The organism is Paraburkholderia suaedae (assembly GCF_040812055.1).
Taxonomy (GTDB): domain Bacteria; phylum Pseudomonadota; class Gammaproteobacteria; order Burkholderiales; family Burkholderiaceae; genus Paraburkholderia.
This window is the reverse complement of the sequence record NZ_JBFOAH010000021.1, coordinates 1-24543: the sequence shown is the minus strand read 5'-3', so window position 1 is coordinate 24543 and position 24543 is coordinate 1. Positions and strand designations below refer to the sequence as shown.

23 protein-coding genes and 4 pseudogenes are annotated in these 24543 nt (G+C 63.6%); 19 read left to right on the top strand and 8 right to left on the bottom strand.

Annotated features, from left to right (window positions below; all coding sequences use genetic code 11):
- Nucleotides 1-69 precede the first annotated feature (69 nt).
- Together gndA and ABQJ48_RS25165 are read left to right on the top strand one after the other, a co-directional pair.
- The gene (gene gndA, locus ABQJ48_RS25170) at nucleotides 70-1479 is read left to right on the top strand and encodes an NADP-dependent phosphogluconate dehydrogenase (RefSeq protein WP_367840673.1); all 1410 of its coding nucleotides are present in this window, start codon (nucleotides 70-72) and stop codon (nucleotides 1477-1479) included.
- 266 nt (nucleotides 1480-1745) lie between these two features.
- Entirely contained in the window at nucleotides 1746-2066 is a 321-nt protein-coding gene (locus ABQJ48_RS25165; RefSeq protein ID WP_367840672.1) for a DUF4148 domain-containing protein, read from the top strand.
- 137 nt (nucleotides 2067-2203) lie between these two features.
- Here the strand turns inward: ABQJ48_RS25165 and ABQJ48_RS25160 are convergent, their stop codons facing one another.
- A complete protein-coding gene (locus ABQJ48_RS25160) occupies nucleotides 2204-2524 on the bottom strand; it encodes a hypothetical protein (RefSeq protein ID WP_367840671.1) in 321 nt (106 codons plus the stop codon).
- 253 nt (nucleotides 2525-2777) lie between these two features.
- Between ABQJ48_RS25160 and ABQJ48_RS25155 the strand changes: the two genes are divergently transcribed.
- The 5 genes from ABQJ48_RS25155 to ABQJ48_RS25135 all read left to right on the top strand — a co-directional run bounded on the left by ABQJ48_RS25155 (nucleotide 2778) and on the right by ABQJ48_RS25135 (nucleotide 5941).
- Complete coding sequence (locus ABQJ48_RS25155) at nucleotides 2778-3089, top strand: cupin domain-containing protein (protein WP_367840670.1); 312 nt, start codon at nucleotides 2778-2780, stop codon at nucleotides 3087-3089.
- 166 nt (nucleotides 3090-3255) lie between these two features.
- The gene (locus ABQJ48_RS25150; RefSeq protein ID WP_367840669.1) at nucleotides 3256-4035 is read left to right on the top strand and encodes a peptidoglycan DD-metalloendopeptidase family protein; all 780 of its coding nucleotides are present in this window, start codon (nucleotides 3256-3258) and stop codon (nucleotides 4033-4035) included.
- Nucleotides 4036-4315: 280 nt separating this feature from the next.
- On the top strand, nucleotides 4316-4849 hold the full coding sequence (locus tag ABQJ48_RS25145) for a DUF4142 domain-containing protein (protein WP_367840668.1): 534 nt from the start codon (nucleotides 4316-4318) through the stop codon (nucleotides 4847-4849).
- Nucleotides 4842-5219 (top strand): cupredoxin domain-containing protein, encoded by a 378-nt coding sequence (locus ABQJ48_RS25140; RefSeq protein WP_367840667.1) that lies wholly within the window; start codon nucleotides 4842-4844, stop codon nucleotides 5217-5219. Before ABQJ48_RS25145 ends, ABQJ48_RS25140 begins: the two co-directional genes overlap by 8 nt.
- 20 nt (nucleotides 5220-5239) lie before the next feature.
- Nucleotides 5240-5941 carry an RNA polymerase sigma factor gene (locus ABQJ48_RS25135; protein ID WP_473094186.1) on the top strand — a complete coding sequence of 234 codons (702 nt, stop codon included), beginning with the start codon at nucleotides 5240-5242 and terminating at the stop codon, nucleotides 5939-5941.
- Between the two features lie 619 nt (nucleotides 5942-6560).
- On the opposite strand, the pseudogene ABQJ48_RS25130 reads toward ABQJ48_RS25135, so the two are convergent.
- From ABQJ48_RS25130 to ABQJ48_RS25120, 3 genes and pseudogenes are all read right to left on the bottom strand, one after another.
- Nucleotides 6561-6761: pseudogene (locus tag ABQJ48_RS25130) on the bottom strand (chloride channel protein); the annotation flags it as partial.
- A gap of 2 nt (nucleotides 6762-6763) precedes the next feature.
- On the bottom strand, nucleotides 6764-7180 hold the full coding sequence (locus ABQJ48_RS25125; RefSeq protein ID WP_367840666.1) for a MarR family winged helix-turn-helix transcriptional regulator: 417 nt from the start codon (nucleotides 7178-7180) through the stop codon (nucleotides 6764-6766).
- 86 nt (nucleotides 7181-7266) lie between these two features.
- On the bottom strand, nucleotides 7267-8433 hold the full coding sequence (locus ABQJ48_RS25120; protein WP_367840782.1) for an HPP family protein: 1167 nt from the start codon (nucleotides 8431-8433) through the stop codon (nucleotides 7267-7269).
- Nucleotides 8434-8734: 301 nt separating this feature from the next.
- On the opposite strand from ABQJ48_RS25120, the gene ABQJ48_RS25115 reads away from it, so the two are divergent.
- From ABQJ48_RS25115 to ABQJ48_RS25095, 5 genes and pseudogenes are all read left to right on the top strand, one after another.
- Nucleotides 8735-9052, top strand: coding sequence for a DUF1840 domain-containing protein (locus ABQJ48_RS25115; RefSeq protein ID WP_367840665.1), 318 nt, complete (start codon nucleotides 8735-8737; stop codon nucleotides 9050-9052).
- 57 nt (nucleotides 9053-9109) lie between these two features.
- Nucleotides 9110-9517, top strand: coding sequence for a hypothetical protein (locus ABQJ48_RS25110; RefSeq protein WP_367840664.1), 408 nt, complete (start codon nucleotides 9110-9112; stop codon nucleotides 9515-9517).
- Between the two features lie 441 nt (nucleotides 9518-9958).
- A complete protein-coding gene (locus ABQJ48_RS25105; RefSeq protein ID WP_367840663.1) occupies nucleotides 9959-11755 on the top strand; it encodes a chloride channel protein in 1797 nt (598 codons plus the stop codon).
- Nucleotides 11756-11778: 23 nt separating this feature from the next.
- Nucleotides 11779-12153, top strand: a pseudogene (locus ABQJ48_RS25100) (MarR family winged helix-turn-helix transcriptional regulator); the annotation flags it as partial.
- 292 nt (nucleotides 12154-12445) lie between these two features.
- Nucleotides 12446-12937, top strand: coding sequence for a universal stress protein (locus tag ABQJ48_RS25095; protein WP_367840662.1), 492 nt, complete (start codon nucleotides 12446-12448; stop codon nucleotides 12935-12937).
- Between the two features lie 48 nt (nucleotides 12938-12985).
- On the opposite strand, the gene ABQJ48_RS25090 is transcribed toward ABQJ48_RS25095, so the two are convergent.
- Nucleotides 12986-14332, bottom strand: a complete 1347-nt coding sequence (locus ABQJ48_RS25090) for a class I SAM-dependent methyltransferase (RefSeq protein ID WP_367840661.1) — start codon at nucleotides 14330-14332, stop codon at nucleotides 12986-12988.
- A gap of 271 nt (nucleotides 14333-14603) precedes the next feature.
- On the opposite strand from ABQJ48_RS25090, the pseudogene ABQJ48_RS25085 reads away from it, so the two are divergent.
- Together ABQJ48_RS25085 and ltaE are read left to right on the top strand one after the other, a co-directional pair.
- Nucleotides 14604-14764, top strand: a pseudogene (locus ABQJ48_RS25085) (cysteine synthase B); the annotation flags it as partial.
- A 241-nt stretch (nucleotides 14765-15005) separates the two neighbouring features.
- Nucleotides 15006-16013, top strand: a complete 1008-nt coding sequence (gene ltaE / locus ABQJ48_RS25080) for a low-specificity L-threonine aldolase (protein WP_367840660.1) — start codon at nucleotides 15006-15008, stop codon at nucleotides 16011-16013.
- A 67-nt stretch (nucleotides 16014-16080) separates the two neighbouring features.
- Here ltaE and ABQJ48_RS25075 read toward each other — a convergent pair whose 3' ends face one another.
- Nucleotides 16081-17448, bottom strand: coding sequence for an MFS transporter (locus ABQJ48_RS25075; RefSeq protein WP_367840781.1), 1368 nt, complete (start codon nucleotides 17446-17448; stop codon nucleotides 16081-16083).
- A 781-nt stretch (nucleotides 17449-18229) separates the two neighbouring features.
- Between ABQJ48_RS25075 and ABQJ48_RS25070 the strand changes: the two genes are divergently transcribed.
- A complete protein-coding gene (locus ABQJ48_RS25070) occupies nucleotides 18230-20689 on the top strand; it encodes a glycogen/starch/alpha-glucan phosphorylase (RefSeq protein ID WP_367840659.1) in 2460 nt (819 codons plus the stop codon).
- A gap of 104 nt (nucleotides 20690-20793) precedes the next feature.
- Here ABQJ48_RS25070 and ABQJ48_RS25065 read toward each other — a convergent pair whose 3' ends face one another.
- Together ABQJ48_RS25065 and ABQJ48_RS25060 are read right to left on the bottom strand one after the other, a co-directional pair.
- Nucleotides 20794-21759 carry a hypothetical protein gene (locus ABQJ48_RS25065; protein ID WP_473094179.1) on the bottom strand — a complete coding sequence of 322 codons (966 nt, stop codon included), beginning with the start codon at nucleotides 21757-21759 and terminating at the stop codon, nucleotides 20794-20796.
- Between the two features lie 454 nt (nucleotides 21760-22213).
- On the bottom strand, nucleotides 22214-22636 hold the full coding sequence (locus ABQJ48_RS25060) for a DUF6232 family protein (protein WP_367840780.1): 423 nt from the start codon (nucleotides 22634-22636) through the stop codon (nucleotides 22214-22216).
- Nucleotides 22637-23326: 690 nt separating this feature from the next.
- Here ABQJ48_RS25060 and ABQJ48_RS25055 point away from each other — a divergent pair.
- The 4 genes and pseudogenes from ABQJ48_RS25055 to kdpF all read left to right on the top strand — a co-directional run.
- A pseudogene (locus ABQJ48_RS25055) lies at nucleotides 23327-23460 on the top strand (succinate dehydrogenase, cytochrome b556 subunit); the annotation flags it as partial.
- A 78-nt stretch (nucleotides 23461-23538) separates the two neighbouring features.
- Nucleotides 23539-23874, top strand: coding sequence for a response regulator (locus tag ABQJ48_RS25050; protein WP_367840779.1), 336 nt, complete (start codon nucleotides 23539-23541; stop codon nucleotides 23872-23874).
- A gap of 316 nt (nucleotides 23875-24190) precedes the next feature.
- Complete coding sequence (locus ABQJ48_RS25045; protein ID WP_090688089.1) at nucleotides 24191-24304, top strand: potassium ABC transporter ATPase; 114 nt, start codon at nucleotides 24191-24193, stop codon at nucleotides 24302-24304.
- A complete protein-coding gene (gene kdpF, locus ABQJ48_RS25040; RefSeq protein WP_367840657.1) occupies nucleotides 24301-24393 on the top strand; it encodes a K(+)-transporting ATPase subunit F in 93 nt (30 codons plus the stop codon). The genes ABQJ48_RS25045 and kdpF overlap by 4 nt, the downstream gene beginning before the upstream one ends.
- The last annotated feature ends 150 nt before the right edge of the window (nucleotides 24394-24543 follow it).

Genomic DNA, 24543 nt, shown 5'->3' with positions numbered 1-24543 from the left:
CATCCTTGACGTTGCGCCGACGTTCCTTCCGGCGCAACGTCACCCTATTTTCGACTCTGGAGAATTCACATGGGCAAGCAGGCAATCGGCGTGGTGGGGCTCGCGGTCATGGGCCGCAATCTGGCGCTGAACATCGAGAGCCGCGGCCACGCGGTGTCGGTGTACAACCGAAGCCGCGAGAAAACCGACGAACTCGTCGCCGAATATCCGGACAGGAAGCTGGTGCCGGCGTTCACGCTGGAAGAATTCGTGCAGTCGCTGGAAAAGCCGCGCCGTATTCTGCTGATGGTCAAGGCCGGCGAGCCGACCGACGCCACCATCGCGCAGCTCAAGCCGCTGCTCGAGCCCGGCGACATTCTGATCGACGGCGGCAACACGCATTTCACCGACACCATCCGCCGCAATCAGGAACTGGCCAAGGCGGGACTCCACTTCATCGGCACCGGTGTGTCGGGCGGTGAGGAAGGCGCATTGAAAGGCCCGTCGATCATGCCCGGCGGCCAGCGCGACGCGTACGACCTGGTCGCTCCGATACTCACCGAAATCGCCGCCAAGGCGCCGGACGGCGAGCCGTGCGTTGCGTACATGGGACCGGACGGCGCGGGACACTTCGTGAAGATGGTGCACAACGGCATCGAGTACGGCGACATGCAGCTGATCGCCGAAAGCTACGCGGTGCTCAAGCAGGTCGCCGGGCTATCGAACCAGGAACTGGGCAAGGTCTACACCGAGTGGAACAAGGGCGAGCTCGACAGCTATCTGATCGAAATCACCTCGAAAATCTTCAGCAAGAAAGACGAGGAAACCGGCAAGGATCTGGTCGACGTGATTCTCGATCGCGCCGCGCAAAAGGGCACCGGCAAGTGGACCAGCCAGAACGCGCTCGACCTCGGCGCACCGCTGCCGCTCATCACCGAAGCCGTGTTCGCGCGCGTGCTGTCGTCGCTCAAGGACCAGCGCGTGGCCGCCAGCAAGCTGCTCGACGGGCCGCAGGCCAAGCCGCTCGGCGAGGGCCGCGACGCGTTCATCGAATCCGTGCGTCGCGCGCTGTACTTCAGCAAGGTGATTTCGTACGCACAAGGCTTTGCTCAACTGCGCGCCGCGTCGCAAGAGTACAAGTGGGATCTGGACTTCGGCACCATCGCGAAGATTTTCCGTGCCGGGTGTATCATCCGCGCCCGCTTCCTGCAGAAGATCACGGACGCCTACACGAAAGAAAAGACCATCGCGAACCTGCTGCTCGATCCGTACTTCCGCGACATCGCGAAGAACTATCAGGCCGCGTTGCGCGAGGTGGTGGTGGCCGCGATCAACGCAGGCGTGCCGGTGCCGGCTTTCGCGTCGGCGGTTGCGTATTTCGACGCCTATCGCTCGGAACGTCTGCCGGCGAACCTTGTGCAGGCTCAGCGCGACTTCTTCGGTGCGCATACGTTCGAACGCATCGACAAGCCCGGCAGCTTCCACGCGAACTGGGGCTGAGCGTCGGGAAGACGACCCGCCACGCGCTTCCAATCGCGCGTGGCGCGGTTCGTTTCGGTTGGGAAGGAACTGCCCGAATTGTTGCGGTGGCTCGCTTTTTCGCGCAACTGTGCCCGTTGTCCGATCTTCTACTATTGCAAAAAGCGGAATAGAGTTTCATCGTTTTAGGTATTTACCTAGGTGTCGGCCCCCCTAAACTTGCCATCAAGCGCTACGGAGAACCCAGCCAAAGCGCACAACAAAACAAGTAATGGAGGTTTTACATCATGAAGACCCTGATCTCTGCAGTTGTCGTCGCCGCCGCCCTGGTTGCTCCAGTCGCTTCGTTTGCTCAATCGAACCAGCCGGTGACCCGCGCGCAAGTACGCGCCGAACTGATCCAGCTCGAAAAAGCTGGCTACAACCCGGCGGGCGATCACTCCGACTACCCGGTGAATCTGCAGGCGGCGCAAGCTCGTGTCGATGCCCAGAACGGCACGACCGCTCAGGCCGCGAACAGCGGCTATGGCGCGCCGATGGCCGGCAGCTCGCAAGCTGGCCGCGCAGTCGTCGGTAGCGACCGTAGCTCGGTCTACTTCGGCAACTAAGTCCGGAACAACGCCGGCCCTGCCGAAAGCGCCGCCTGGTTGACCAGGCGCGAAGCAAGAAAAAACGCCATCCGGTTTTGCGGATGGCGTTTCGTCGTTTACGGCGCCAGCGCCGCGTTGAATCGCAAGCGTGACGGCTAGTGCAGGGTGCGGTGCCGTCGGCCGATGTCATCGAACAACTCGCGGCTGGGTTCCAGCGCGAGCAGCCACGATTCGTCATAACCGCTCAGGTTGTCCAGCGCTTCGCGCAAGCGCTCGATGGCCAGCGCGGGTATCTCGACGCTCGCCTCGACACCGCTCGACAGCCCCGCGATGCTGGCCAGTTGCACGAGCGCGTCGGCGGCTTCGGCCACGTCGGCAGCGAAAACGAGGTGCGTGTTCAGCAACTCGACGAGGCCGGGCGACGCCGCAACGTCGTCGACATTGAGTTGCACGGCCAGAAAGGTGGCTTTGTTCATGCCCAACTCCTCGCAGGATTCAGCGTTTGGGGACGCGCTTTCGAACTCTGTGTTCCGCGCAGCATGCCTGAGTATAGGCTAGCGCCAAGTGGTTTCAATGCTCACACCAATTCGTGTCGCTGGCCTTTGAGAGGCCTCGCGGCCCGTCGGTCCTATAATGGGGCCAGCTGGATTGCCGGGCATTCTCGTTGGCGCGGCCCGCTCGCGGTGCGAACTGGCCGCGCAGCGCCATGGTTCCCCACTGCCTTTCATCATGAAGATCATTCGCAGCAAGACCTTTACCGCGACGCGTGCCTGGGGCGCGCTGGAGATCGCCAACATGGGCGGCATCACCACGCGTTTGCATTGGACCGATCAGCCGTACCAGTGGCACATCAACGACGGCGAGGAAGTGTTCGCGGTGCTCGATGGGCGAGTCGAGATGCGCTATCGGGAGGCCGGCGTCGAACGGTCGACGGTTCTCGAAACGGGCGACGTGTTCTATGCGTCGGTGGGCACGGAGCATGTGGCTCATCCGATCGGCGCGGCCCGCATACTGGTGGTCGAAGCCGAAGGCAGCGTGTGAGCGGCGTGCCTCGCTTCGATGCCGTGCCCGCATAGGCGCTGGCGCGCATCGCGGCGTAATGCGGCACGCCAATACCGCCCCCGCGACGGCGCCCGCAGGACCCGTGGCACGGAGAATGCGTGGGCGCCGAGTGAATTCGATCGAAACAAGTGTCGAGGACAAACACATGACAAGACGATGGCAGTTGACGGGGACGCGGCTTGTAACAGCGGCCGCGCTCGGCGTGATGTTCAGCGGCTGCACGACGATGCCCTGGCAGAGCACGCCCTTCTACAGCAATGCGCCGTCCAGCCCGACTACTCTCAGTACGGTCCCGGTTCCCGCCGGGTTCTATCGGGTCAATCCGGGCGACACCCTCGCTGGCGTCGCCTCCGCGTATGGCCGCAAGCCGCAGGAAATCGCCGCGTGGAACGGCCTCGCGGTCAACTCGCCCGTCAATCCCGGTCAGGTGCTGCGCGTGTCTCCCCCGATGGCCTCCGGCAGCCTGGTGACGCCTCCGGTCAACGTCGCGCCTGGCGCGCCCGGCGCCCCCGGCGCCGCGCCCACTGCGCCGACGGCATCGGCGGGCCCACAGCAGGGCGTGCTGCAATGGCCGTTGCGCGGCCCCATCCTCAGAGCGTTCGCGCCCGGCAAGTCGAACGGCATCGTGATCGGCGGCCGCCCAGGCGATCCGGTCAAGGCGGCGGCAACCGGCCGCGTCGTCTACGCGGGCACCGGCATCGAAGCGTATGGCCCGCTCATCATCATCAAGCACGATGACTCGCTGATCACCGCTTACGGCCAGAACAGCGCGCTGCTCGTGCAGGAAGGCGACGCCGTCGCGCAAGGACAAACCATCGGCGAGGTCGGCGTGGACAGCCACGGCGTGGGCTCCATCCAGTTCGAGGTCCGCCAGAGCGGCCAGCCGGTCGACCCGCTCGCGTGGCTGCCGAAGACGGGCGGCTGAGTCTGCTCGCGTACGGGTCGCGGCGGGTAAGCTGCGAATGAATCCGCCGGACCCGCGAACATCCGGTCAGCGCCAATAACGTCCGCGACCCGAGCCCCTGCGGACGGCTAGCCCACAGCCATTCGTATTTCCGCGAACTCGCGTCGACCGATGCCGCGAGCGGAAACAGGGCTCTTCCCGGTGACATCTAAGTCCATATCAACGGTCGTGACGGATCGATGGGATCTGGACCGCGTCGGCGCGGCCGTGCGTCCGTCTACGACAAACCGGGAGACTTGTCATGAAACGGATCATCGTTGCATTGGTCGGGACACTGACGTTTGCCAGCTTCGCCGGCTACGCACAAAGCGGCGGCCCCACCGATCCTCAGATCGCGGCGATCGTGGTCACCGCCAATCTGGTCGATATCGACGCGGGCAAGCTGGCGGAGTCGAAGACCCACTCGAAGGACGTCAAAGCGTTTGCGCAGCAAATGATCACCGACCACAGCGGCGTGAACAAGGCCGCCACCGATCTCGTACATAAGCTGCACGTCACGCCGGAGCCCAACGCGACGAGTCAAAGCCTGAAGCAGGGTGGCGATGAAAACCTCGCCAAGCTTAAGACACTCGACGGCATGGCTTTCGATCGGACGTATATCGATCACGAGGTGGCCTATCACGAGAGCGTGCTCGATGCGCTCGACAAAACCTTGATCCCCAGTGCGAAAAACGAAGACCTGAAAGCGCTTCTGGTCAAGGTACGGCCGGCCTTTGTCGCGCATCTGGACCATGCGAAGCATCTGCAGGCGGAGCTGGGCAAGAGCAATGGTTGACATCCGCAGCCGCGTGAGTGCGATCGCCGGCAGTAACGTGCGCACGCGCCGCTACTCGCTGGCCGTTGCGCTCTGTGCGGCCCTTGGGATGCTGCTGGCCGTCCATGCGCGCGCCGAGCCGCTCACGCACCGGATAGTCATCGACCAGATGCGTTTTGATCCGCCTACGCTGACGGTCAAACGGGGCGATCGCGTCGAGTGGGTCAACAAGGACCTGTTCGCCCACACGGCGACGTCGACCTCGAAGGCGTTCGATTCGGGCAGCATTGCGCCGAACGCGTCGTGGCGTTTTGTCGCCGGCAGAGCTGGGAGCTATCCTTATCTATGCACCTTCCATCCGACGATGCACGGCACACTGAATGTCCGGTGACACAACCCGACGAGCGCGTCATGACGCACGGCGCAATGCCACAGCCGGCACCTGCAACGCTCGATGATCTGTCGATCGCGCGGCGCGTGGTTGCCGGAGACCGGAGCGCGTTCGAACTGCTGATGCGCCGGCACAACCGGCGCCTGTATCGTCTCGCGCGCGCTACGCTGCACAACGACGCCGAAGCGGAAGACGCGCTACAGGAAGCGTATCTGCGCGCGTATCGATCGATTGGCCAGTTCCGCGGCGACTCCGCGCTGCTCACCTGGCTGTCCCGGCTGGTGCTCAACGAATGCTTTGCCCGGTTGCGCCGGGAGACACGGCGCCAGAATGTGATTCCAATGGTGGACCCGGGTACTCATGTCGATATCGACGCCATGAACGCAGACGATTCGAATTCGCCGGACAAGGCGGCCGCGCGCACGCAATTGCGTGCGTTGCTGGAACGCAAGCTCGACGAGCTGCCCGATGTTTTCCGTGTCGTCTTCGTGCTGCGTTCGGTTGAGGAAATGAGCATCGAGGAAACCGCTGAATGTCTCGCGATTCCGGAGGCCACCGTGCGCAGCCGGCATTTTCGCGCGAGGAATCTGTTGCGCGAAGCGCTGGTGCAGGAAGCAGACCTGATCGAGCGGGATCTGTTCGAGTTTGGCGGCGCGCAGTGCGATCGGGTGGTCGCCAGCGTGCTGGCGCACATCGCTGGCGAGCAGGACGGCAGCGGCTGACGTTAGCGGGTTGGCGCGGTTATGCGCTGGAGACTTGCTATCGCTGCGTGTTTGGAAGGAGGCACGGTGACTGAAGCGCCTGCTTATCGGAGTGCAAGAACGGCTCCTCGTTGTCAAAGCATTCGCCGCGTCTCGACGATGTTGGCGCTCTTCGTTCTCGCGGCTAATGCACAAGCTTCGCCGGGGCAAGAGCGAACGATCCGCATCGTATCAGGCAGTTACGGCCTGAACTGTGGAGCGCCGCACGGCAACCAGACGCGAGACTTCGCGCGCCAGTGCAATGGCCTGATGACCTGCGGGTACACGCCGCGCGTCCCGCTCACGAGTCGGCCGGCAGGGAAATGCAAAAACGGGTTTATTGCCGAATGGCGTTGCGGTTCCGTGGACTTTCATACCGCCGCGCTCAGCCCCGAAGCCGGCCGCGGCGACACACTCGTGCTCAGTTGCGCGATCGAACGCGGCGCGGGCAAATAGCGCGCGCCGCGCAAAAGAGGCGAGGCGAAAGTGCAACGGCTTCTGCCACCACGACGCTATCTTTGTATCAGCCGGTCCTGCCAGCCGGCGCGAAGCGCCGCTTGCCGATTGACGGCGGGTCATGACGATCGGGCCTTCCGCGCCGAACGCCGAGCGTATTGCCGGCGGCCGAACGGTCCGCAAACGACAGTGCGCCGAAGAAGAACAGATTGGTAAACAGGCGGATCAGGTTCAGCAATGCGAACGCGGCAAGCGTGCTGACTACCCCGATGCACGCCGCCAGCGCAAAGATGCCGGGCAGCCGGGCGTTGGCCGAAAAGTCACGCTTATGTGAAGTCATGCTCAAGCTTAGTCGAAGTCGATTTGTGGAATCTGGAAAGCGCCCTCGAGCGATTTCAATTCGGCGCGGTGCAATTGCGCCAGTCGCGCGAGCACTCGCTCGCCGGCTTTTTCAAGGTGGACTTCGACCTGGCGGCGATCGGTTTCGCTGACCTGGCGGCGCACGAGATTGAGCGCTTCGCAGCGCGACACCAGCGCGACGACGCCGTGATGCTGCGACTGAAGCCGCTCGGCCAGTTCACCAACGGTGGCCCAGTCGCGCTCCGGATAGCCCTTGATGTGCAGCAGCAGCAGATACTGCAACGGCGTGATGCCTTCGCTCTGCGCGGCCTGCTCGGAGAACCGTTCGAAGCGCCGCATCTGGTAGCGAAACTCCGAAAGTTGCTCGAAGTCGGCTTTGGTCAGTCCACGAGTCCGTACTTTCATTGGATACCTGCTAACGGGAATAAACGACGAACATATCACATAATGATGTAATTGCCGGTCTCGCCTTGGGGGCAAAGCGGGCGTCGCTAGGCCGCTTTTTGCGCTTTGAGCATGGTTTGCCGATAGAGACCGGCGATCAGGTCCACCTGCGTGATCATGCCGGCCAGGTGCCCTGCTGCGTCCAGCACCGGAATGTGGTGATGGCCGTGATGCGCGAAGAGCGGCACGAGGTCGGTGATCGGCGCTGTGGCGCGCGTGGTGCGAACCTCGGTATTCATCACGCTGCCGACGGTCGGCGCGCGCGCCGCGCTGCCGCGCAGCCAGCCGTCCAGGCGGGTGGCGAACGGCAGGAACTGGCCGAAAACCTGCTTATCGACGAGGTCGGTCCGCGTCACGATGGTAATCAGATTCCGCTCGGCGTCCGTGACCGGGAGCGCCTTTACCTTGTTGCGCTTGAGCAGCCCCCACGCGACCGTTGCCCGCGTGCTCGCCGCCACCGAAATCACGCGGCGGGACATGATGTCGGCGCAGGTCAGTTCGTCGAAGCTGCGCGAGAAGGCCTGAAGCTGCGTTTCGCGCAGCAGCGATTCGAGGTCGTCCGGGTCGATGTCCAGCATCTCGCTGCGACGCTTCAAAACCGCTTCGAGGTCAGCGCGCGTAAAGCCTGCGCGCGACGCGTCGTCGGCCGCATTGCCGGTTGTGGCGCGCGCCAGGCCGCTGCTGTGCGGGTAGCGGTGGCCCGTCGCCGCGTGATAGGCGAGCGCCGCGGCAAGCAGCGCGGCCGACTGCAGCGCGATGGGTTCCAGCACGAACCGGTAGCCGAGCGCATGGATGGCGGGCCCGCCCAGCACCGCGGTCAGTGCCACCGCGCCCGAAGGGGGATGCACGCAGCGAAGCGCGAACATGCCGCAGATCGACGATGCGACCGCGAACGCGGCCGCGAGGGTTGGGTCGGGGATCAAGCTGGCACACGTCACGCCGATTGTCGCGGACACCAGATTGCCGCCGACGATCGACCAGGGCTGCGCCAGCGGGCTCGCGGGCACGGCGAACAGGAGGACCGCCGAAGCGCCCATGGGTGCGACCAGCAGCGGAATGTTCGCCGCCGGTCCGAGCAGCACGAACATCGAGCCGCCAGTGAAGGCGATGCCGAGCAGCGCACCCAGACATGAGTGCGCCCGCTCCTGCCATTTCACGGTAACCGGTACGGGAACGAAGCTGGCGAGCCAGCGCAGAGCAAGGGAACGGGACAAGATAGAAGGAGCAAAGTGCACGGCAAGGGAGCGCACCTTAGCGGGAAAACCTTGATAACGCGAATACCGTGTGGTCATGATTATATTTCAATGTGATATAAAATCGGCATGTGGGCCATCGCACGGGACGCGCGCCGCAACGCGCAAAAGGGGACGCTACATTTCATTTAGTCACGTTGTGACATAAAATGACGACAGAGGATCCACGAGAATGCGATGACGCGTGAGGCTTCGCGCGATCAGCATGCAGACGAGTCCGATCGACGAGTTGCCTGTCCCGCGTTCTTCCGGAGGAGGCATCATGCTCATTACTTTTCAATCGCCGGCATCGCCGGATGTCGTGATGCTCCGGGACCTTGCTCAATATCTGCTTGGCTTGATCGGCAAGCGTCTGGAAGACCGTGGCGTCATCGGGCATGACGAACTTCCCAGGGCGATTGGCCGGCTCGAAGCCGCGATTTCCGAGGATGCGGCGGCGGCAGCCACCGTCGAAGGCGTGCATTGTTCATCCAGCAACCGCCGCGAATCGCGCAACCGCTTGTCTCAACGCGCATGGCCTTTTCTGGACATGATGCGCGCGGCGCGCGACAGTGATGCGGATATCATCTGGGGCCTCTAGATGTCCGGGTCGGCGGAGGATAGACGGAGCCCGCTCGATCCGTCAAAGCATCGACGGATGAAACGTCATCTCTCGCGGCGGCGTTGGGCGGGCCTGTTCGCGGCCTGCGTGATTCCGCTTATCCACTATAGCGCCGCGGCGCGCGCACCCGAACTCTACGCCGAACAGGGCGGCGCGATGAGCGCTTGGGCGCACACTGCAGTGCGCAACCCACTACGGCTTGCCCAACTTGCCGTGATGCCTTCGCGGCCACCCCCTGCGTACTTCGGCGACGTGCCAGTTACCGTTGTCGGCGTGTACGGGGCGACCATGCTCGACATGTTGTCGAGTGGTCCATTGCTTCTGGTGAGATGGCCGAACGAGTGCTGCTCGGCGAGGCAGAGGTGGCACACGCGGCGTCCGACGGACAGCATGCCCGCCGACGCAAACGGCGCGCACATCTTCTTTCTCTGGCCGCAAGCATAAGCAGGGTGCGCATACCACTGCGAGCGCCCCAGGGTGATCCGCAGGCTGCAATGTCCTCAATGCCCGTTGCGCGGACGATTCCACCAACGGCGACGCACACTGGAGGCAAGAAGCCGCTCACGCAGATTCGCGCGGCGCTCCTGAGCGACGATCAGAAGCAGCAACAGTGCAAAGGTGCAAGCTGAACCAGAAAGTCCGTCATGACCGGTCTCCACTATGAGTTGTTTATCAGCCCGCTTACTCGGGAGTATATATCACGCTATGATCTAATTGAACTATTCGGACAGATGCGTGCGCGCTCTGTTGTTTCTACACCGCTGCGCTCGCAGGCCTGGTGGGCGGTCGCACTTTACATCACAAAATGATGCAATATGTCGGGGCGAGGATGCGGCAGCGTTTTGCCCGCATCTTCGCGTTTCCACTCGACGGTCAGGAGCCATCGTGCACACACATGCGTCAAAGGGCGATTTCGCCACCGATACCCGACTCCTGCGAATCACGGCCATCGCCGCTGTTCTAGGCATTCTCAGTACTTTCGCGGCGGATTTTCTGCTGCATCTAATCCGCTTCTTCACCAACCTGTTCTTCTTTCAGACAATATCGATCGCCGGCAATTCGCCTGCGGACAACAGACTCGGGCTGGGGGTTGTCGTCGTGCCCGTGATCGGTGGAGTGATCGTCGGATTGATTGCGCGCTTCGGTTCCGAGCAGATCCGCGGGCACGGTATTCCGGAAGCCATCGAGGCGATTCTATTCGGCAAAAGCAAGATGTCGCCCACTGTCGCGGTACTCAAGCCGCTCGCATCGGCGATCGCGATCGGCAGTGGCGGCCCGTTCGGTGCCGAAGGTCCGATCATCATGACGGGTGGCGCAATCGGTTCGCTGATCGCGCAGTACTTTCACTTGTCGAGCGGCGAGCGCAAGACCTTGCTGGTGGCCGGCGCGGTGGCAGGGATGACGGCGGTGTTCGGTACGCCCATAGCCGCGGTGCTGCTGGCGGTGGAATTGCTGCTGTTCGAACTGCGCCCGCGCAGCCTGTTGCCGGTTGCCGTTTCCTGCGCGGTCGCCGGCTTTGCGCGACCGCTGCTGATGGGCAGCGGCCCGCTTTTTCCGCTGCAATCGCTGGCGCTGGGACCGCTCGGACTCGCCTCTTGCGCGCTCGCCGGGCTGATCACCGGCGCGCTTTCCTGGGCGCTGTCGAGCGGGCTCTATAAGGTGGAAGACGCGTTCGCGCGACTGCCGTTTCACTGGATGTGGTGGCCGGCGCTGGGCGGACTCGCAGTCGGCATCGGCGGCTATTTCCAGCCGCGCGCGCTGGGCGTCGGTTACGACGTGATCGGCGATCTGCTGATGAATCATCTGGCCGTCAGCGCGGTGCTGGCCATCGTGCTGGTCAAAGCGGTGATATGGGTCATCGCGCTGGGCTCGGGCACTTCCGGCGGCGTTCTCGCTCCGTTGCTGATGATGGGAGCGGGCGTCGGTGCGGTGCTCGGTCCATTGATGCCCGGCGGCGATCCTGCCGTATGGCCGCTGGTTTTCATGGCGGCCGCGCTGGGCGGCATGATGCGCGCGCCGATCATGGCGGTGGTGTTCGCATTCGAACTCACGCACGATGCGAACGCGCTGTTGCCGCTGCTGACCGCTTCCGCCGTTTCATATGGCTTTACGGTGCTCTTCATGCGTCGGTCGATTCTTACCGAGAAGATCGCGCGGCGCGGTTATCACATCTACCGCGAATACGGCATCGACCCGCTCGAACGTCATCACGTCGACGAGGTGATGACTCGCACGGTCAAGACCATCGATGCCGACGCCAGCGTTGCGGACACATTGTCACGGGAGTTCGGACCCCATCAGGTTCACCGGGCCTACCCCGTTGTGCTCCGCGGGAAGCTTGTCGGCATGGTGGATCGGCGGATGCTGGGTGCCGCGCTCGAGGCGGGCCGCGCGAGCGCGCGAGTCGGAGAGCTGTTTGCCAACCAACGCCCCGAGATCGCACTGCCCGACGAAACCTGCCGGCACGTTGCCGCGCGTCTCGCCGCGCGCTCGCTGGACCGTGTGCCCGTGGTGGCCGACGAGTCCGGCTATCAGTTGGTCGGCATCGTGTCCCGCCACGACCTCGTCAAACCGTCGCTGTCCATTTTCAACGAGGAGCGCGAGCGGGTGCGCTTCAGGCGCGTTTCGCTGACGCGTGGCAAGGATGCGGTCGCGCTCCAGGATCGCGCGCCGCGCGAGTAGCTCACACTTCGATCGGGTGACCCATGAACGCTCATCACAGCGACACCTTGACGAAGGCGGACTTCGAGCGACTGTCCGAATTCCGCTATCAGCTTCGGCGTTTTTTGCACGTCTCCGAAGCGATATTGCGCACGGAGCACATCACCCCCGTTCAGTATCTGATGCTGTTGCATATCAAGGGCATGCCGGGACGTCATTGGGCGACTATCGCGGAGCTGGCCGAGCGCCTGCAGACCGTTCATCACGGCGTCGTGACGCTGGTGTCGCGCTGCGAGGCGGCGGGCTTCGTCGAGAGGCGCCAGAGTCCGAGCGATCGGCGGCAAGTCGAAGTCCATCTTGTGCCTCATGGCGAACAGCGCGTCACGCGAGTGGCCGAACGTCACCGTGAACAGCTCGTGCCATTCGGCGAGGCGTGGCGATCGCACTTTCATGTCGCCGGCTCGGCCACGCGGCGAGGCACGGGTGCGAAGTCGCCAGCGACACACTGCGCGGGTCGCGCTCCCCGGCTGATGCGCAAGACAGGTGTCGGGCGCCGGCGTTGAGGCCCGTATGTATCACGAAGTGACATATAATGAAGTGATGGTGTGTCGGCTCGGCGACGACGCTGAGTCGGTCGGCCGGCGCGACGCATCCGGGCAGTGCGTAGCGGGTTCTTGCACTGCAGCGAAGCGAAACACCGGGAGACCTGACATGCCGACTTTTAACCGCATTCTTCTCTGCTACGACGGAACACGTGAGGGGCAGCACGCGTTGAAGGACGGCGCCGCGCTGGCGCAGGATCTGAACGCGGAGGTGCACGTGCTTTCCGTGATCAACAATTCGGCATGGGTGCAAGGGGCCGACATCACTTCGGCTATCCCTGTCGATCTGGTTACCGAGTCGGCCAGAAGCGTGCTCGACGAAGGCTTGAAAAAACTCGCGGCGCGCGGCATGTGGGCGCGCGGGCATTTCGCTATCGGCGATCCGTTGGAGCAGATCCCGTTGTTCGCGAGAGATCTCAAGGTTGACCTCATCGTCGTCGGGCACCGTCACGCGGGCCGGCTCGCGCGCTGGTGGGCCGGCAGAAACGATGGCCTGTTGCTGGACCGGGTCACTTGCAGCGTGTTGGTGACCATGGGGCCGGAAACGAGCGCGGACGCCCCGCGTGCTGGCGAGAATGCCCGCTCGGTCGAACAGCTTTAGCCGGCTGAGATAGCAGACGTAACGCTCGCCGCGCGGCGGACCTCCAGGTCAACTGATCGCGCGTGTGCTGTCAATTGGCTGGGCAATCGAAGGTTGCGTGGGCGTGTGCGTTTGTGCATACATGTAGGCGCGATTGAACGGATAGTCGCCGTGATCGACGCCGAGCCCTCCGGTAGCGTGATCGCGCCGTTCCGTCATCTCGGCGGGGCGCGACGCCAGAATCTGGAACAACGAGGTCCAGCCTCGCTCGAATCCCATCGCCGAGCCCGCCAGATAGAGCCGGTACGCGCGGATGATTTTTTCCGCGTTGGCGCCCAGTATCCGCCGCGCTTCGTCCAGATGAGCCTCGAGGGCATCGGCCCAATGCCACAGCGTGCGCGCGTAATGCGGGCGAAGGCACTCGGCGTCCACGGGTTCCAGGTTGCCTTGGGTCATCGCTGCCATCACCGCGCTGACATGCACCAGTTGACCACCGGGGAAAATATATTTGTCGATGAAGTCGCCCATGCCGCCATCCAGTTGCGCCGTCTCGGGGCGGCCGGCCGTAATGCTGTGGTTCATCATCAGGCCGCCGGGCCGAAGCAGGCGGCGCATCTTCGCGAAATAGCCAGGCAAGTTCGGCCGGCCGACGTGTTCGCTCATGCCCACCGAAGCGATCTTGTCGAAGGGCATCGACTCGTCGACATCGCGGTAGTCCTGCAGCAGTATCCGGACGCGACCCTGCAGCCCTTGCTCTTCGATGAGCCGGTTCACATAGGTGTGCTGATTCCTGGACAGGGTGATGCCCGTGGCGTTCACGCCGTAGTGCTCCGCCGCCCACATCAGCAGGCCGCCCCAACCGGCGCCTACATCGAGAAACGATTCGCCGGAACGCAGCATCAGCTTTTTGCAGATGTGATCGAGCTTGGCTTGCTGGGCCTGCGCGAGCGACATGCCGGGCGCTGAAAAATACGCGCACGAGTACACGCGCAATGGATCGAGCCACAGCGCGTAGAAGTCGTCGGACACGTCGTAATGATGCTGGACCTGCGCGGCGTCCGCGGTCCGCGTATGGTGAGTGCGCTCCCAGATGGCGCGGCGGGCGCGATGCACGCGGCTGACCAGCCAGCCATCTGCTTCCCGGGTCGGGTCGTGACGGAGCAACGCAGGGGCGGCCGCCATCAGATCGTGAAGATCGCCGTCGATCTCCAGACGACCTTCCACGTAATCTTCAGCGAGACGACCGATTGCGCCTTGCGTCAGATGCAGCAGTGCGCGCGTGTCGCGAATGTCGAATGACAGCCGGGGTTGCGCGGCGCCGAGGCGCTGACCGTCTGGAAGCCTTACCGAGCACGGTACCGGCAGGCTGGCGATCTGGCGTTCCGCCGGTTCCCGAAAGAAGCTGGTTAGCGTCATGACCGCGGTCTCCTGTAGACAAAACCACCCTGTCTGGACCCAGCCCGCGTGAACGCGGGCGAGGTGGGAACATTACCGGCGTAGCATCGTCCGTACCTGAAGGGGCCGGCGCGTCAGCCATTGCGCCGATTCGATTTAATATCACAAGATGATATATACTCGATTTCGTGCGCTCGCGCGTTGCCAACCTGTTCGCAGGACACATGTATTCGGCCGCTACCGGCCGCGGCAGTCCCCTCACTGCTCGTCAAAACCTCTTCTCCGCCGGTATATGGCTTACAAAACGGTTGACTCCACGATGGCAATACTCCGCTCGTCCAGCTAGCAAGACTTCCCGGCGACACCATTCGCGCGCGCAACAACGTGATCCTCGGCAAGCTCGAGGGTTCCAATCCCGCGGGATCGGTCAAGGATCGTGCGGCACTGTCGATGGGACCGGCGCATTTCCGGCCTGAACGCGATCACCCCTGCGTCGTAGTTCGTTTGTCCGAGAGGCACCGATTGGTGCGCCGCACCAATGACAAACGTCGCGTCAAAAAGCACAATGCTCCACTGAACTGCGACGCCGCCTCCATGCGTCAGTGCAAGCGCGTCGCGCCAACCGGCACTCACGGACGTCATTTTTGGACGCACCACACAGCACGACACAGCACGATACCCACAGGGACACTCAATGATCGATTTGCGCAGCGACACCGTAACCCGTCCAACTCCGCCGATGCTCGCGGCCATGTCGGCCGCCGAAGTGGGCGACGACGTCTGGGGCGACGACCCCACCGTGCTGCGTCTACAGGCCGTCGTCGCCGAACGCGCCGGCAAGGAGGCGGGCCTGTTCTTTCCGAGCGGCACGCAAAGCAATCTGGCCGCACTGATGGCGCACTGCGCACGTGGCGACGAGTACATCGTCGGCCAGCTCGCGCACACCTACAAGTACGAAGGCGGCGGCGCGGCGGTGCTCGGCAGCATTCAGCCGCAGCCGCTCGAAAATGCCGCGGACGGCTCGATCCCGCTCGAGAAGATTGCCGCGGCGATCAAGCCCATCGACAACCACTTCGCGCGCACGCGGCTGCTGGCTTTGGAAAACACCATCGGCGGCAAGGTTCTGCCGGCCGGCTATGTGGCCGAGGCGGTGCAGCTCGCGCGTCAGCGCGGCCTGTCGACGCACCTGGACGGCGCGCGCGTCTATAACGCGGCGGTCGCGTCGGACAAGCCGGTCGCGGCTTTGTGCGAGCCGTTCGATTCCGTGTCGATCTGTTTTTCCAAGGGACTCGGCGCGCCGGTGGGCTCGGTGCTGGTCGGCAGCCAGGCGCTGATCGACGCGGCGCACCGCTGGCGCAAGGTGCTCGGCGGCGGCATGCGCCAGGCCGGCGTGCTGGCGGCGGCCTGCCTGTACGCGCTGGATCACAACGTCGAGCGCCTCGCCGACGACCACGCCAACGCCGCGCATCTCGCGGCGGGTCTCGCCGCGATCGAGCAGGTCAAAGTTCAGTCGGTCGCCACGAACATGGTGTTCGCGCAGTTTGCGCAGCACGATTGCGCGCCGCTCGAAGCGTGGCTCAACGAGCGCGGCATTCTCACGCAAATGCTGTACGCGTCGCGCTTCGTCACGCATACGGACGTATCCCGCGAGGACATCGATACGTTCATTGCCGCCGTGAAGGGCTATTTCGCGGCGCGTTGACCGGCGCTGATCAGCGGTCGATTCACCAACAAACGGGCGCGCTGTCATCACTGCGCGCCCGCCCGCTCTATTTCCGTGGCGCCTTCACGTGTCCACCCGCACGATGGGAAGGTGCGAGCAGCCGCAGTCCGCTCGCGAGGCTCGCCGCGCCGGCGAAGAACGCGCCCGTCCCGAGCGCCAGCGTCGGACCGTGCCGGCCCGCTATCCCGAAGCTCAGTGCCACCAGCGCCGCGCCCGTGGTCTGCCCGACGAGCCGCGCCGTCGCGACGATGCCGCTTGCGCCGCCGCTGCGTTCGGGCGGCGCGCTCGCCATGAGCGCCTTCAGGTTCGGCGACTGAAAAAAGCCGAAGCCCGCGCCGCAGATTGCCATCCGGATGCCGATGTCCAGCACTTGCGGATGCGCCGGCAACAGTGCCAGCGACGCCATCCCCGCCGACATCACCGCAAGCCCGATCGCGCCGAGCAGGCCGGGCGGGTAGCGGTCCGACAGTCTGCCCGCGAGCGGCGCGGCCAGCGCGACGACCACCGGCCACGGTGTCATCAGAAAGCCGGTTTCGACCTGGCTGCGATGCAGGATGTCCTCGAAATAAAACGGCAGCGAGACGAACGCGAGCCCCTGCGCGGCGAACGAGCACACCGCGGTCAGCGCCGATAGCGCGAACACGGGCCGCTTGAACAGATCGACAGGCAGCATCGGTGACGGATGGCCCGCTTCGCGGCGGATCAGCAGCAGCCCGAACAGCAGCGCGAGCGCCGCCGCGCCCAGCACGAGTTGCATCGACGCGCGCTGCGCTGCCTCACCGAGCGCGAAAATCAACGCGGCGAAGGTGATCACATTGAGCAGCGCGGCGACCGGATCGAAATGATGCTTGCCGCGTTCAGTGTGCGGCAGGGCCGGCCATGCAAAGCCCAAGGCGAGCAGGCCGAGCGGCACGTTGACCGCGAACAGCCAGGGCCACCCGGCAACCGACAGGATCAGCGAGGCCACCGTCGGCCCGACCGCGAACGACACGCCAACCACCAGCGCATTGGTGCCGAGCCCGCGTCCTAGTCTGTGCGGCGGATAGAGAAAGCGGATCAGCGCGCTGTTCACGCTCATGATCGCGCTCGCGCCGAGGCCTTGCATCACGCGCGCGGCCGCGAGCAGCGGCAGCGTCGAAGCCATCGAGCACGCGAGCGAGGCCAGCGTGAACAACGCAATGCCGCCGATATAAATCCGCCGGTGCCCGACGATGTCGCCGAGCGCGGCGAGCGGCAGCAGGGTCGCCACCATCGCGAGCTGATAGGCGTTGATGATCCACACCGAGGCTGCGGGCGCCGCGTGCAGATCCGTGCCGATGGCAGGCAGCGCGGTGTTGGCGATCGCAGTGTCGAGCGTGGCGAGCGCGACGGCGAGCATGATCGCAGCCATCGCGCGGCGGTTGGCGGCGGACATCGGGCTGTCCGCCGGGAAGGTCTGCGTGACGGCGGCGCTGGGGTTATCGGACAAGGCGTGGGTCGTCGGATTGTGCGCCGATGCGGCCGGTTGAGAAACGCGGCGTGCAAGCGGCGGGGTTGCATGGGGAGAGCGCGCGCCGACTGGTGCAGCGGTCAAGGCCAGTAGCGCGCGGCGAAACCTAGCGATTGTTGCAGAGACGCGGGAATTCTGCTGGGAGGCCGGCAGCACTGCGGTGAGCGCGCGTTAGCAGGCTTCGTGCGATCCCGTCGCTGCCAGGCCGATGTCAGCGCCTGAGACGCAACTAACGGTCAAGCCCAAGCGACGCCACCGAACCGAGCGGCGCGCGCTCCCTACATCTCCATTCAACGCAACGCGTTGAGCAGACGAGGTGCCCGATTCAAGCACATAGCGCAGCGTTGGAGCGACTCATCCACGCGACACCCAGAAAAAAATAATCGCGGCCTGCATGATCGGATGCGCAGGGCGCAGCTCGGCTGCACTGACTTCTTTGCAGCCGGTCCGTGACCGCTCTCATGCCGCCCGATGCACACGCACAGTGCCGCTTACGAGCGTTTTGCACCCTGTCCGGGCGAGAAGCCGCGATATCCGCGCGTCGCGGCGGGCATGGCATGTGCGTGAACATCGCTCGCGCTTGCTGGTGTGCGGCAGTCGTAAAATGTCCTACTCTGTTTTTTTAACCCGCCTGAACGGCACGCGCCTCCCGTCCGTCACCGAGCGGTTCGCGTATGCCGCGGCGCTTTTACCCCCGGAGGCTTCGATGACAACCGTCGATCTGGAATTCGACCAGCTCAACAGTACCGTCGACGCGCTACGGCGCTCCATTTCCAACCGCATGATGTACGGTGTCGGCAAGGACGCTGTCACCGCGCATCCGCATGACTGGCTGCATGCGGCGGCGCTCGCCGTGCGCGACCGGCTGGTGGCGCGCTGGATGAAAACCACGCGCCTGCAATACGAACAGGACGTGAAGCGCGTCTATTACCTGTCGATGGAATTCCTGATCGGCCGTACTTTTACGAATGCGTTACTGGCGCTCGGCATTCACGACCAGATGAAAGAAGCGCTCGCGAGTCTCGGCGTCGACATGGAGATGTTGATCAATATCGAGCCGGACGCAGCGCTCGGCAACGGCGGTCTCGGCCGGCTCGCGGCCTGCTTTCTCGATTCGATGGCGACGCTCGGCATTCCGGGCTTCGGCTATGGCATCCGCTACGAATATGGGATGTTCCGTCAGGAGATCGTCAACGGCGAGCAGGTCGAAGCGCCGGACTACTGGTTGCGCGCCGGCAATCCATGGGAGTTTCCGCGGCCGGAGATCAAGTATATGGTGCACTTCGGCGGGCGCACGGTGCAGCGGGGTGAACGGGTCGAATGGATCGATACCGAGCATGTGAACGCCACCGCGTACGACACCGTGATTCCCGGCTATGCGACGGATGCCACCAACACGCTGCGGCTATGGTCGGCGCGCGCCACCGATGAACTCGACCTCGGTGCGTTCAATCGGGGCGACTACCGCAATGCGGTCGATACGAAGAACATGTCGGAGAACGTCTCGCGGCTGCTGTATCCGGACGACTCGACACCCGCCGGCCGCGAACTGCGGCTGCGCCAGGAGTATTTCTTCGTGTCCGCGACGATGCAGGATCTGATCCGCCGCTATCAGCGCACGCACAGCACGTTCGGGCGTTTCTCCGAAAAGGTCGCGGTGCATCTGAACGACACGCACCCTGTGCTGGCGATCCCGGAACTGATGCGTTTGCTGGTCGACGTACATCATCTGCCGTGGGACAAGGCCTGGAAACATGTCACGCAGATCTTCTCGTACACCAATCACACGCTCATGCCCGAAGCGCTCGAAACGTGGGACGTCGAGATGCTCGCGCGACTGTTGCCGCGGCATCTCGAGATCATCTTCGAGATCAACGCGCAGTTTCTCAAGCATGTGAGCGAGCAATCCGGTCAGGACGGCGAGATGATCCGCCGCATTTCGCTGGTCGACGAATATGGGCAGCGGCGCGTGCGCATGGCGTATCTGGCGATCGTCGCGAGCCACAAGGTCAATGGCGTGTCGAAGCTGCATTCGCAACTGATGACCCGCGACATCTTCGCCGACTTCGCGCGCGTCTATCCGGAGCGCTTCACCAACGTGACCAACGGCATCACGCCGCGCCGCTGGCTTGCGCAGGCGAGCCCATCGTTGTCGTCGCTGATCGATCAGCGCATCGGCAAGCATTGGCGCACCGATCTGTTCGAACTCGAGCAGTTGCGCGAGCTGCGCACCGACAGCGGCTTCATCGACGCGTTCCGCGACGCCAAGCGGCAAAACAAGTTGCGGCTCGTGCAGCGCCTCGCGCAGCACACCAAGCTGCACTTCGATCCCGATGCGCTGTTCGATCTGCAGGTCAAGCGTATTCACGAATACAAGCGCCAGCTGCTCAACTTGCTGCACGTTATCGTGCGCTACAACCAGATTCGCGAAAACCCCGAGCTCGACTGGGTGCCGCGCGTCGTGCTGTTCGCCGGCAAGGCCGCATCCGCATACCGGATGGCCAAGACGATCATCCGGCTGATCGGCGACGTCAGCGAGAAGGTCAATCACGATCCGCTGATCGGCGATCGGCTGAAAGTGGTGTTCGTGCCGAACTACGGCGTGAGCGTGGCCGAGATGATCATTCCGGCGGCCGATCTCTCGGAGCAGATTTCGATGGCCGGCACCGAAGCGTCCGGCACGGGCAACATGAAGCTCGCGCTGAACGGCGCATTGACGATCGGCACGATGGACGGCGCCAACATAGAAATCTGCGACGCGGTGGGCCGCGAGAACATTTTCATCTTCGGCCATACTGCCGACGAGGTGGACAAACTGCGCGCGAGCGGCTACCGGCCACGCCAGGTCTACGAAGAGAACCCGGACTTGCGCATGGCGCTCGATCAGATCCGCACGGGCTTCTTCTCTCCGGACGATCCGTTGCGCTTCTCGGATATTTTCCACACGCTGGTCGACTGGGGCGATCACTACATGGTGCTGGCCGACTTCGCCGCGTTCGCGCAGGCACAGCAACAGGTGGATGCGCGCTTCGTCGACAAGCGGGCGTGGGCCGAAAGCGCGATCGAGAATGTCGCGGGCATGGGGCAGTTTTCGTCGGACCGCACGATCGGCGAATACGCGCGCAATATCTGGCATGTGAGTCCGCTTAACCTGGGACAGAGCTGAGGGCAATGCGCGTGCGCTTGCCGGCCGTGTGAGCGTCCGATAAGCGACAGGGCCGTGCGGTTCCTTGCCCGGAGCGCACGGCTTTCGTTAGCCCTCGCGTAACGTCACGGCGCGAAGCTTTCGCTGGCGTTCGCCGCACGCAGACCCAACTGGCCGCGCTGAAAATCGAACAGCACGTCGATGTTCTGCATCGCCATCAGACCGACCACGATCCGGTTCGCGTCCGGCATTGCTTTGACGATGGTCACCTGCGCGTTGTCGTAGCGATGCACCCACGATCCCACGCCGATCGCCGCTTGATAGTTGCCTTGGTTGAGGGTTTTGCCGACGTCGTCGTCGCCGGTCCAGTTCGGCGCCTTGTCGGTTTCGATGCGGATCATGCCGGAGGTGCCGGTGGCAAACACCAGCGGCGCGCAGAACGTCATCTTGTCGGCGACCCGCACGCAGCCTCTCGGCCACTGCGTTGCACCGTCTTTCGATGCGCCCATCGGCACCATCGTGTAACCGTTCGTCAGCGCATCCGACGGACTCAGCACGAGGTAGGGTTTCGCGACGTTCGAGCGCACCAGATACCGTTGACCGAGCTTGCCCGGCAACGCGCGCAGCGGCTGCGTGCAGCAGTTCTCGCCTGGCAACTCCGCGCCGATGCCCGCGATGCCCGAAAACGCCCAGCCGAACTCACCCGTGTAGCCGTCCATCGCGACGCAGCGCTTCGCTGTCGGCTGGCAGCGCACGGTATCGACCGCTTGCGCGGCGATCGGCGCGGGCTTCGTGCCGCCCACGCTGAACGGCAAGCTCACTGCCGCGCCGACCACTTCGGCGCCGTTTGCAAGCGACAGCGAGGTCACGTCGCCGGCGCGGGGGTAGTCCGCAGCGGGCAGCGTCGACTTCAGAATCCGCACGCCTTGCGTGCCTGTGTCCAACGCGACGTAGAGCGATTTGCCATCGAGCTGTATGGGCAGGCCGAGGCGCGCGTGATCCTGGTCGGCGCGCTCGGTGTGCAGGGGGATCAGCAGACCGTCGTTGCCGCCGTTGATCAGCGCCGCATTCTGCGCGGGGGGCGTGGGCACGGGGAACGTCGTGGAGCAGGCGGACAGTGCGGCGAGCGCGACGCCCGCAGACAGCGCTATTGCAATGAGACGGCGCCAAGCCGCCTGGAGGCGGACATCGGAATGCGCAGAGGACCGGGCGCAGAAAGCGGCGCGCCCATGGAGAGGAACGTACCGGCGTGCGGCATCGGGAGACGACAGGGACATGGTTCACGCTTCGCAAAAGGCGCGGTCCCTGGACGAGGCATTGCAGTGAACGCCACGCGCGGCAACGACACGGGCATCCCGCGGCGCTGCAAGCGTAGAGTCACATGCTGGCGAATGCCTGCGCAGGCCTGGCGAAGGGAACACGCGATAACAGGAGCGGCGACTCTACAGGGCCACTCGCGTGTGATTGCAAAGATGTGTAAAGGCTGCGCACGCGAGCCGCGCGTTGCGCGCGGACATCAGACCTTCGTCGGTACGTTCAGCGTCTTCAGGAGTCGCTTGGGCGGCCGATCGGCGTGGTCTTGTCGACTGGTGCAGCGGCGGTTGCTTTAGCTTGATGCACAGCCTCGCTGACCCGCTCGACGAATTCGCGATCGAGGCTCATCAACGCCTCGCGTTCACCACTGGCTGTTTGCACCATCAGACGGTGAGTGACGTCCTGCGTGGCCCAGGTGAGCCAGCCGACCACGATCAGCATCACACCGCATACGATGCCCACCGGCGAGCGAAAGATCGCGCCGACAATCGCGCCGACGAGGCCGAGCAGCGAGATCGCCAGCGGCAGGACCTTGTTCTTGTGCACGGTGACGACCCGCACGCCGACGACGTCGCGCAGCGGGAAAACCTGGCCGGCCGATGACAGTGCATTGTGCGTGACCGAGACGCCGCGATCATTGAAAGGGGTTTCCATCGAGTTGGATGTAAAGGTGGTGAAGCGGGGAGGGTAGCAGACTTCCGCCAGATTCCTGTTCCGAAAGAAGATGTTATCGCTCTCGGCTAGCGCAGGCGGCAAGTTACCACGTTCGGGAAGTTGCTGAGCGAACTGACCTACTTCGACCACGTGAAGGTGGCTGATGGCGTGAGGTGAGACGAAGCTTAATGACAAGCGTTTTCTGAACGGAATCGTGGATGTTGGGCTCCATCGAAGGAACCTCGGTAGCCGGAACGAAAGCCATTGCATCTGCACGGTTACCCGCTCGTGCATGCGATGGAGGCACGCTCTCTCGCGCTCCCGCGTCCGCACGGTCCGCTCTCGCGCATGAACACCCAGGCACCATTGCGAGCATGAGGCCACCGAGCGGCCATGAGCCTGCTCCGCGGAGACCCGGCAGATTCAGTGCGCCGCGGTTCGCGAGGTGGGCGAGCAACTTGCCGTACGCGGGCATGAGTAACGAGGGGCAGGCAGTGGAACGTGGCCCGGGCTTACATAAACATGTAATTTCGTGGCCTGGCCCAACGTTATATGTTGATTCCATGGACGCGTGGTCAAAGCGTCCGAATAGCGGGACGAAAGGTCAGTATCACCGCGACCGCTTGCTATCGCGTTCGCGATGCTCGCGTGCCTGATTTGCCAGGTGTCGAATCAGGGTGGAGTCCAGGTATGACGGAGATATCGACGAAGCCCAGGCAGGAATTTAAGAACATCGGATTGGGGCAGATTTTGTTCGCGTATCGCTTGCCTCTTGCGGGGCTCTGACGTCGATCTTGCATCGCGTGAGTGGCGTGTTGTTGTTTGGCTCGAAAACTGGTTCGAAGTGCGGACTCGATGACCCCGGGAAAAAAATGCCCACGCCTCCGGTTCGAACCGTTGCCGTGATTGATGATGACCGACGCGTTCTGGCGTCTCTGGGGAACCTGTTGGCCTCTGGCGGGTATGGAACACGCACCTACGAATCTGCACGGGATTTCTTTGCCGACGGATATGCGGGCCTCGTATGCGTTATCACCGATCTGGGGATGCGGCCCATTGACGGCATTCAGGTGCTCGACAGAACGGTTCATTCGGACGCAGCGACGCCGGTCATCATTATCACGGGGCGACCAGGTGGACATACGGAAGACTTCTATCTGCAGCGAGGCGCACTCGGCTTCTTCAGAAAGCCTGTCGACGGGGACGCGTTACTGGATCTGCTGGATACTATCGCTTGAACGGGCGCCAGCTGCGAACTCGCCGGACCCGCCCGTAAGGCCCTCATGCGCGCGGTGGCATGCTGGCGCGCGTCGCGGGAAACAGGGCAAAGCGCAGTAACAACATTATCAAAATCCCGCGCCTGCGGCGCCGCCGCGCGCTTGCGGGAAATACCCGTAAAGTCAGTCTCCACGGAATGAGGCCGTTCCGTACCCAGCGGGAGCGGCCCTCTTTGTTTACGCATTTTTTATAACGCCCCTGCCATCTTTGACCAGGCCTTTACGCAGATCGGCATAACCTTCGACCGATCCAAAGTCCGCTACTGGAGAACACAAAATGGATGTGGTGTACGTCGGGGGAATAGTGCTATTCGCAGCGCTGACCTTTGCTTTGATTGCCGGCTGCGAGAAGTTGATGCAGTTCCGGCGTGGCCAGGGAGCACGCTCATGACCTGGATTCTATGGCTATCAGGCGCTACTACCGCGCTGCTGTTCGCTTACCTCGTCTATGCGCTGTTGCGCGCGGAGGACATCGAATGAATTCGAACAATGTCCTGCAAACGGTCGTTTACGTGGTCGTGTTGCTTGCACTCGCCGTGCCGGTTTCGCGTTATCTCACGCGCGTGATGGAGGGTACCTCTCGTGTGGTCCGCTTCGGCGGTCCGCTCGAGCGCTTGCTGTATCGCATCG

Excerpts from the sequence above, each read along its gene's own strand:
- ABQJ48_RS25095 (WP_367840662.1), top strand. The coding sequence starts at position 12,446 with ATGCCGACTTTTAACCGCATTCTTCTCTGCTACGACGGAACACGTGAG.
- ltaE (WP_367840660.1), top strand. The coding sequence starts at position 15,006 with ATGATCGATTTGCGCAGCGACACCGTAACCCGTCCAACTCCGCCGATG.
- ABQJ48_RS25135 (WP_473094186.1), top strand. The coding sequence starts at position 5,240 with ATGACGCACGGCGCAATGCCACAGCCGGCACCTGCAACGCTCGATGAT.
- ABQJ48_RS25150 (WP_367840669.1), top strand. The coding sequence starts at position 3,256 with ATGACAAGACGATGGCAGTTGACGGGGACGCGGCTTGTAACAGCGGCC.
- ABQJ48_RS25160 (WP_367840671.1), bottom strand. The coding sequence starts at position 2,524 with ATGAACAAAGCCACCTTTCTGGCCGTGCAACTCAATGTCGACGACGTT.
- ABQJ48_RS25070 (WP_367840659.1), top strand. The coding sequence starts at position 18,230 with ATGACAACCGTCGATCTGGAATTCGACCAGCTCAACAGTACCGTCGAC.
- ABQJ48_RS25075 (WP_367840781.1), bottom strand. The coding sequence starts at position 17,448 with ATGTCCGCCGCCAACCGCCGCGCGATGGCTGCGATCATGCTCGCCGTC.
- ABQJ48_RS25145 (WP_367840668.1), top strand. The coding sequence starts at position 4,316 with ATGAAACGGATCATCGTTGCATTGGTCGGGACACTGACGTTTGCCAGC.
- ABQJ48_RS25125 (WP_367840666.1), bottom strand. The coding sequence starts at position 7,180 with ATGAAAGTACGGACTCGTGGACTGACCAAAGCCGACTTCGAGCAACTT.
- ABQJ48_RS25115 (WP_367840665.1), top strand. The coding sequence starts at position 8,735 with ATGCTCATTACTTTTCAATCGCCGGCATCGCCGGATGTCGTGATGCTC.
- kdpF (WP_367840657.1), top strand. The coding sequence starts at position 24,301 with ATGACCTGGATTCTATGGCTATCAGGCGCTACTACCGCGCTGCTGTTC.
- ABQJ48_RS25045 (WP_090688089.1), top strand. The coding sequence starts at position 24,191 with ATGGATGTGGTGTACGTCGGGGGAATAGTGCTATTCGCAGCGCTGACC.
- ABQJ48_RS25090 (WP_367840661.1), bottom strand. The coding sequence starts at position 14,332 with ATGACGCTAACCAGCTTCTTTCGGGAACCGGCGGAACGCCAGATCGCC.
- ABQJ48_RS25060 (WP_367840780.1), bottom strand. The coding sequence starts at position 22,636 with ATGGAAACCCCTTTCAATGATCGCGGCGTCTCGGTCACGCACAATGCA.
- ABQJ48_RS25155 (WP_367840670.1), top strand. The coding sequence starts at position 2,778 with ATGAAGATCATTCGCAGCAAGACCTTTACCGCGACGCGTGCCTGGGGC.
- ABQJ48_RS25140 (WP_367840667.1), top strand. The coding sequence starts at position 4,842 with ATGGTTGACATCCGCAGCCGCGTGAGTGCGATCGCCGGCAGTAACGTG.
- gndA (WP_367840673.1), top strand. The coding sequence starts at position 70 with ATGGGCAAGCAGGCAATCGGCGTGGTGGGGCTCGCGGTCATGGGCCGC.
- ABQJ48_RS25165 (WP_367840672.1), top strand. The coding sequence starts at position 1,746 with ATGAAGACCCTGATCTCTGCAGTTGTCGTCGCCGCCGCCCTGGTTGCT.
- ABQJ48_RS25110 (WP_367840664.1), top strand. The coding sequence starts at position 9,110 with ATGAAACGTCATCTCTCGCGGCGGCGTTGGGCGGGCCTGTTCGCGGCC.